Origin of the sequence: Thioalkalivibrio sp. ALE19, from assembly GCF_000428605.1 — a bacterium.
Classification (GTDB): domain Bacteria; phylum Pseudomonadota; class Gammaproteobacteria; order Ectothiorhodospirales; family Ectothiorhodospiraceae; genus Thioalkalivibrio.
Window position 1 is genome coordinate 55,758 of sequence record NZ_KE386771.1, and the last position, 6,690, is coordinate 62,447.

Below are 6,690 nucleotides of genomic sequence, written 5' to 3' on the forward strand. Positions count from 1 at the left end.
AGGCACGCCCCCACCGGGGAACGTGCCCCCGGTGGGGTGAATGAAGGGTTCCTACAGCTTGCCGTAGTAGCCTTCTTCCATTGCGGCGAAGAGATTGGCGGCGGTATGCGTTTCACCGTCGTATTCAATCTCCGTGTCACCGCTGACCGTTACCTCCTGCCCGTCGTCCTGAACGAACGTGAACTGTTGCTTCTTCACGCTCTCCGGATCCACGAGCACGCCCATGGCCGCCTTGCTGTTCGGCCGGAACGTGGTGCATCCCTTCAATCCATGCTCGTAGGCCATCATGTACACGTCCTTGAACTCCTCGAACGGAGTCTCCTCCGGCACGTTGATGGTCTTCGAGATGGCCGAATCGATCCACTTCTGGGCCGCCGCCTGCATCAGGACATGCTCCCGGACCGAAATCCGGTCGGCCGTAACACAGGACTCCGGCAGATCCTCGGGACCCGCTTCAGGGTTCACGAAGTACCGGTAGGCCAGAAGCTCGAAGGAGTACACGTCCACGGCTTCCTTCGAGGACTTGCCCTGGCGGATGATGTTCCGCTGGGTGTGATGAAGGAACGAGGGCTCGATGCCGTTGCTGGCATTGTTGCCCACCGAGAAGGAGATCGTCCCCGTCGGAGCAATCGACGTGGCATGGCTGTAACGCGCACCATGCTCCGCCAGCTGCTCGACCAGTTCCGGATCTTCCCCGGCGATCCGCTGCATATACCGGCTGTACCGGGCATGCAGGACCTTGCCTTTCACCTTGTCCCCGACGGCGTAACCGTCACGGACCATCTCCGGACGATGCCGAAGCATCCACCCGGTCACCTCAAACTCTTCTTCCATGATCGGGGCAGGGCCCTTCTCCATGGAAAGCTTGAGCGCCGAGCGCCAGGATTCAAGCGCCATTACCTTCGTCACCTCGTCGGTGAACTGGATGGCTTCCTCGCTCCCGTACGGGATCCCGAGCATCGACAGGGTCGATCCCAGGCCGAGGTAGCCCATGCCATGGCGACGCTTGCGCCGGAGTTCTTCACGCTGGGCTTCCAGGGGAAGACCGGAGTGCTCAACCACGTTGTCGAGCATCCGCGAGAAGATACGGACGACCTTGCGGAACCGATCCCAGTCGAACTCCGCGTTGCCCGCAAAGGGACGCTTGACCAGCGCCGTGAGGTTTACACTGCCAAGCAGGCAGCTGCCATTCGGAGGCAGGGGCTGTTCACCACCGTTCTGTTACTTTCGCGACCCCTTGGTCACTACTGACCCTGCCGGGGCAGGGCGGGATACCGCTTCAGGCATCCTCTCCCGGTTCCTCATTCATGCGTTATCCGGGAGTCCAGACTGTCGCTTCATCTCCAATCGGAGAGCCCGATCACTCAGTCGTTCAGGCTGCACGGGATTTTTCCCTGCTTGCCCCCTGTCGTCCCCGCCGGGACTTCCAAGTCAATCAGATCGGGTGTTTCCTTTCCGGCTCACACCGGAAGGCCGCATTGCTTACGGGTTGGTGGCCCTGATCACCTCGGCGAACCACAGGTTGTTCTCATCATTGATTCGATCAATGAAGAGATTGCCCGGCTCGGCGTGGTCATAGGTGGACTTCATCACGCGGTTCCAGAGGTCCCGCGCCTTCACGGTCCGGTAGACCCGGCATGCCACCAGGCCTTCATCGTTGACGGTGTAACCGTCTTCGATGACCGGCCAGTCCCGCCAGACGATATCATGGTCTTCCATGTTCTCGTTCGGCAGGAGCGGGAAGGCCAGCGCCCAGTCCTCGTCCTTCTTCAGCGCCTCCATAAAGGCATCCGAATTCATGACGGATACATTGAACTGGGTGAAACGCCCCTTCTCCCGCTTGGCGGAAATGAAGTCCTCGACATCGGGATGACCGACATCGAAAGTCGCCATCTGGGCACCCCGACGACCGCCTGCCGACGAAACCGTCTTGCAGGCCGAGTCGTAGATGTCCATGAAGGGCAGAGGCCCGGACGTTTCCGCACCCGCACCGGAGACCGGCGCGGTGTTGGGGCGAAGCAGGCTGAATTCGTACCCGATGCCGGCACCCGACTTCAGGGTCAAACCGGCCTGATACACCCCGTCCAGAATCGACCGCATCGAATCCTCAACATGCTGGGAAACGGTGCAGTTGATGAGCGACGTTTCCGGCTTGTACGCCTCCGCTCCGGCGTTCGCCAGAATCCGCCCCGCCGGGGTTGCCCCGCTCTCCAGAGCCCAGATGAATTCCTCGCGAATCGCTTCACGAGAAGTTTCGGGCTCATCTCGGACAAGGGCATCCGCAACACGGGCCCTCATTTCCGAAATGTCGGCATCCACGGGGTTCCGGTTTCCATCGGTCAGCCGATACTTCGTCGACCAGATGTTCATCGCCGGTTCCTGGATCGGGACGTCCTTCGTGTGGGCAACCGCTTCGTTGCCCGTGTCGTGGCCCTGATCGTTCGTGATCATGTCCATGGTATTCCTCCTGGCCCGTCAAGGGCTCCGTGACAATAAGCCGCCGGGCGAACCCGGTGATCGCACGATACACGATCACCGAGTTCCACCGCGACGGCGTGGTGGGTAGAGAAGAGGGGAGTGGATCAGGGGGCGACCCGATAGGTCCGCCCGTGTTCGATCAGACGGACATGCTGTCCGACATGAAAGTCCTGATCATCCCCTTGGGTTACAACGACATGCCTGCCATTGCTTTTGCGGACCTCGATCTCGAGGCCGCTCTGACTCGCCAGCTCACGGTCGACGTGAGAGCCGGCGACCGCGCCGGCGCCTGCGCCGACCGTCCGGGCAACCTGGCGCCCACGACCGGACCCCACGTTGTCGCCCAGCAGGGCGCCCGCAGCGGCACCCGCCGCGGCTCCGACGCCGCCACGACTCCCGAAGGCTGTCCGGGAATCTTCCCGGATCGTGACCTCGCGAATGTCGACCACTTTCCCCGTTTCGACCGATCCGGCCGAACGGGTCTGGTTGACGCCGTAGTCCCCGGAACCGACCGGGGTGTTGGCGCAGCCAACCAGGAAAGCGGTGGTGATGATGGCGGCGACGATCTTCATCATGTTCAGTACAGACATGGTTCTCTCCTTCAAACAGACCTCCCCTCTGCCCAGGGGAAGATGCATAAGCAATACCCCGGGCAGGGGGTGTAATCGAAAGAAGTGAATACAGACTGAACTAGAACCGCGCTCCAAGAGGCGGCTCATTGCTCGTCTGGGGAGTAGCCGGTGCAGGCTGACCCTGGTGAGCTGAACCGCCATGCCCGCGCGGATTAAATCCGTTCGGGTTCTGTGGCGCGTTCTGCTGAGGGGCCTCCTGACCCTGCGGGGGCATCGTGTTCGGATGCACATGAGTCGGATCAGGCTGCCCCTGCTGGGGGTAACCGTTCGGATCCCCCTGCGGGGGCATTCCCTGACCCTGCGGGGGCATCGTGTTCGGATGCACCTGAGTCGGAGCCGGTTGCCCCTGCTGGGGGTAACCGTTCGGATTCCCCTGCGGGGGCATTTCATGACCCTGCGGCGGCATCGTGTTCGGATGCGCCTGATTCGGAGCCGGCTGCCCCTGCTGGTGGTACCCGTTCGGATCTCCCTGCGGGGGCATTTCCTGACCCTGCGGCGGCATCGTGTTCGGATGCGCCTGGTTCGGAGCCGGTTGCCCCTGCTGGTGGTACCCGTTCGGATTCCCCTGCGGGGGCATTTCCTGACCCTGCGGCGGCATCGTGTTCGGATGCGCCGAGTTCGGGACCGGCTGCTCCTGATGACTCGCCTCCACGGGTGGATAGTTATGGGCGTCTTCCGGATCGTTCCACTGAACAATCTGGAGATCCCTTGCGACCGGTTCATGGGTCGTCAGTTTGGACCCATTCGCCAGATCGACGACGCGGCACCGAAGATCCCCCGTCAGGTAGAGCTTCATTCCCTTCCGTGCGTGGGATAGAGCTCGTTGTGCGATGGAATCAAAGGCAGTCACCTTGGCCCAGTGGACGTTGCCTTTGCTGTCCTTCTGCTTCACAGAAAGACGAACGCGCGGTGAATCATGCGGCCCCGAAAGAGGCTCAGGATGAGCACCCAGGGTGCCGATGAACGTGAACGTCCCTACCGTTCCTCCGTAGGACATGGTGTACCTCCTATTGAATGTGGGAGATACACCCCTCCCGGACGGAGAGTGTATCTCCCGTCCGGGATGTACCTTGCATTGCGCAAGGATGGTTATTTCGCTCTTGTCGAGCTCCGCCGTTACCCAGGCGATGGGGACTAAATCACCTTCGAGTCTATCTTTCCGCTGCCCTCGACGCAATCCTCTAATCGGAGGACCCCAGGGGTAGGTCGGATTCGCTACTGATCATGAGCTCTCGTTGAACCGGGAATGGATTCAGTGGATTCGGGCGCCTCGATCGAGACTCCCTCTCTTCCATGCACCCCGGCTGCCGTCCGTTCTGCAACAAAGGTTTCGCCACGGAAAGAGGAGGGTGGGGCTGGTAACCTCGGCCAGAAAGAACCGAGAACCCGGTCCAGGCTCTCCGCTCTGGTGTCCACTGGACGAACCAAAGAATCATCGTCTCTTCGAGACGCAGACTGTCCCCTTTCTGGTTATCGCCATTCACGCCCAGGCGGCACGAGGTCGGATGTGCGCGTGAGCGCGGGAGGACTGGAGCCGTCCGATCAAATGACTCACCCGGCCTGCGCGATACCGCCTTCGATACCGGTCAATCGTTGACAGCGAACATCCAGGTTCCTACAGGCATCAATCCCGTCTCGCATCAGACGGTGGTGCCACTGCCGCCGACCACCCGTTAGCGACCTTCTTCCAGGAAAACCCTCACCCTCGGATCGACCTTCAAGGACGCCTCGCAGGCACTCTCGTGCATCCCCCGAAGAACCGGAACGTTCCGAGTCACCTTCCACTTCGGGATCGGCGTAATCCCTCCGGTTGGCGAAAGCGCCGCAACTCGACTGACCAGATCCCAGAAAACGAGCACCGTGCGCTGATCCAGCACCCTCGCCCCCACATCCAGGAACGGATTGTTCTCGGTCAGACGGATATCCAGATACCGCTCATACGCATTCACCCCCTCGCGTACTCGGTACTGCAACTCAGCGCCCAGACGTTCGACCTGCCACCGCGCCCACTTCTCGTCCTGATCGAACATGCGGAACACATCGTCCACCTGAACATCCCGCGTGAACGTGGGCGCGCTAATCCGGAAGCCGTCCTCGACGTCCTCCCAGGCATGCTTCGCACGTTTCGGCCCGATCCATTCACCGCGAAGCAGACGCTTCATGTCTTCTCGGTTCTCACGCTTCACGTCCACCATCATCCTTTCCTCCATCGTTCGACTCACCACCGCTGCCTTCCACGACACGGAACGTTTCTCTCTTCTTCTGCGCCACTGCACTTGAGCCACCCATCCGTTTCTTGTGCTCATCGAACAGTGCCCTCATGTATCCGCGGGACGCAGGAATCGACCCCAGGATCTCTCGCCGCGCCTGCTGTTCACGTTCCAGCTGATCCACCCACTCTCTGTTCATTCTTCTTCTCCTCTGTTTTTAACCAAGCTCGAATTGGAAATCTGCTTCCGGATTGCTCCGATCAACTTCAGCTGCTTCCGGATCACCTCGAACCGATCCTCGCAGTTCGCGATCAGATTCGCTTCCTCAGCGGAGACCGGGTCGAACCGCGATTCCGGATACCGTTCCGTTGGCCCCTTTTTCACGTTCGTTGAGCGATACAGCTTCGGACTATCCTTCGGCGAAATCGACCTCGACGTTGACCGCCATTCCATGCGTCGCCATTCGATCGAAAACGACGGCCTTACCGAGCTCGTATCCTTTACCCGCACCATGTGTCGGAACCAACCTTTCGGACCGACCTCGTCGCGCACCTCGTACACACGGTCGTTGAACTGCCCTTCGACCTCCCTGGCCTCCGCCCGGAGATCCTCCACCCAGGCATCCAACTCCCTCTCAATGTCTGCAACCCTCTTTTCTACTTCCATGAATCGCACCTCCATTTTTGACCGCCATCCCCCCGTATTAACCAGGGGGAAACATGACTCATGTTGCTACCGAAGAAAAGCGCCATATCGCCCCTGTTTGGCCTTTTTCTTCCATGTTTCTACCGAATACTCGGTAGAAACATGGAGCTTCATTCTCCCGAACGATATGGCCTTGCTGTCTTCTAAATCGATCCATGTTTCTACCGAAGACCAAATCCGAGTCATCTTGCTACCGAATACTCGGTAGAAACATGGATTGCTTTACCTCTTGACTTCTATCCTGCACCCCGGCCCCCAATTTCACTACCCCGTTTCGGGGCAAAATGCGTCGGACAACCTTTAGAGAATCGATCGGACAACCTTTAGAGGGGGGCGCGAACCCCGTCGTTTCGCATGCGAAACGCGCCCCGAACCACCCTCGAATAGACCCGGCTAGGGTCCATTTCGCGCCCGCGAAACGCGCCCCGAACGGCCCTTGAATCGACCCGGAGAGGGCCCATTTCGCGCCCGCGAAACGAGCCCCGATGGCCCCTGAATTCGACCCGGCGAGGCTCCATTTCGCGCCCGAGAAACAAGCCCCGACAGCCCCTGAATTCGACCCGGTGAGGGTCCATTTCGCGCCCGCGAAACGAGCCCGATAGCCCCTGAATCCGACCCGGCGAGCGTCCATTTCGCGCCCGCGAAACGCGCCCCGATGGCCCCTG

General features: G+C 60.4%; 6 protein-coding genes and 1 pseudogene. All 7 read right to left on the bottom strand.

The features are described from left to right. Positions 1-51: 51 nt before the first annotated feature. Positions 52-1,212: pseudogene (locus F787_RS0115215) on the bottom strand (ribonucleoside-diphosphate reductase); the annotation flags it as partial. 270 nt (positions 1,213-1,482) lie between these two features. After that, entirely contained in the window at positions 1,483-2,457 is a 975-nt protein-coding gene (locus F787_RS0115220) for a ribonucleotide reductase N-terminal alpha domain-containing protein (RefSeq protein ID WP_231373476.1), read from the bottom strand. 125 nt (positions 2,458-2,582) lie between these two features. Next, a complete protein-coding gene (locus F787_RS0115225; protein WP_051246248.1) occupies positions 2,583-3,068 on the bottom strand; it encodes a glycine zipper domain-containing protein in 486 nt (161 codons plus the stop codon). A gap of 100 nt (positions 3,069-3,168) precedes the next feature. Next, the gene (locus tag F787_RS16705; RefSeq protein ID WP_081694175.1) at positions 3,169-4,107 is read right to left on the bottom strand and encodes a single-stranded DNA-binding protein; all 939 of its coding nucleotides are present in this window, start codon (positions 4,105-4,107) and stop codon (positions 3,169-3,171) included. 676 nt (positions 4,108-4,783) lie between these two features. Continuing rightward, entirely contained in the window at positions 4,784-5,305 is a 522-nt protein-coding gene (locus tag F787_RS0115235; RefSeq protein ID WP_155989668.1) for a hypothetical protein, read from the bottom strand. Then, positions 5,286-5,519 carry a hypothetical protein gene (locus F787_RS16975; protein ID WP_155989669.1) on the bottom strand — a complete coding sequence of 78 codons (234 nt, stop codon included), beginning with the start codon at positions 5,517-5,519 and terminating at the stop codon, positions 5,286-5,288. Before F787_RS16975 ends, F787_RS0115235 begins: the two co-directional genes overlap by 20 nt. Continuing rightward, complete coding sequence (mobI, locus tag F787_RS0115240) at positions 5,516-5,986, bottom strand: conjugative transfer protein MobI(A/C) (RefSeq protein ID WP_028492754.1); 471 nt, start codon at positions 5,984-5,986, stop codon at positions 5,516-5,518. Before mobI ends, F787_RS16975 begins: the two co-directional genes overlap by 4 nt. Between the last annotated feature and the right edge of the window lie 704 nt (positions 5,987-6,690).

Excerpts from the sequence above, each read along its gene's own strand:
- F787_RS0115235 (WP_155989668.1), bottom strand. The coding sequence starts at position 5,305 with ATGGTGGACGTGAAGCGTGAGAACCGAGAAGACATGAAGCGTCTGCTT.
- F787_RS0115225 (WP_051246248.1), bottom strand. The coding sequence starts at position 3,068 with ATGTCTGTACTGAACATGATGAAGATCGTCGCCGCCATCATCACCACC.
- mobI (WP_028492754.1), bottom strand. The coding sequence starts at position 5,986 with ATGGAAGTAGAAAAGAGGGTTGCAGACATTGAGAGGGAGTTGGATGCC.
- F787_RS16705 (WP_081694175.1), bottom strand. The coding sequence starts at position 4,107 with ATGTCCTACGGAGGAACGGTAGGGACGTTCACGTTCATCGGCACCCTG.
- F787_RS0115220 (WP_231373476.1), bottom strand. The coding sequence starts at position 2,457 with ATGGACATGATCACGAACGATCAGGGCCACGACACGGGCAACGAAGCG.
- F787_RS16975 (WP_155989669.1), bottom strand. The coding sequence starts at position 5,519 with ATGAACAGAGAGTGGGTGGATCAGCTGGAACGTGAACAGCAGGCGCGG.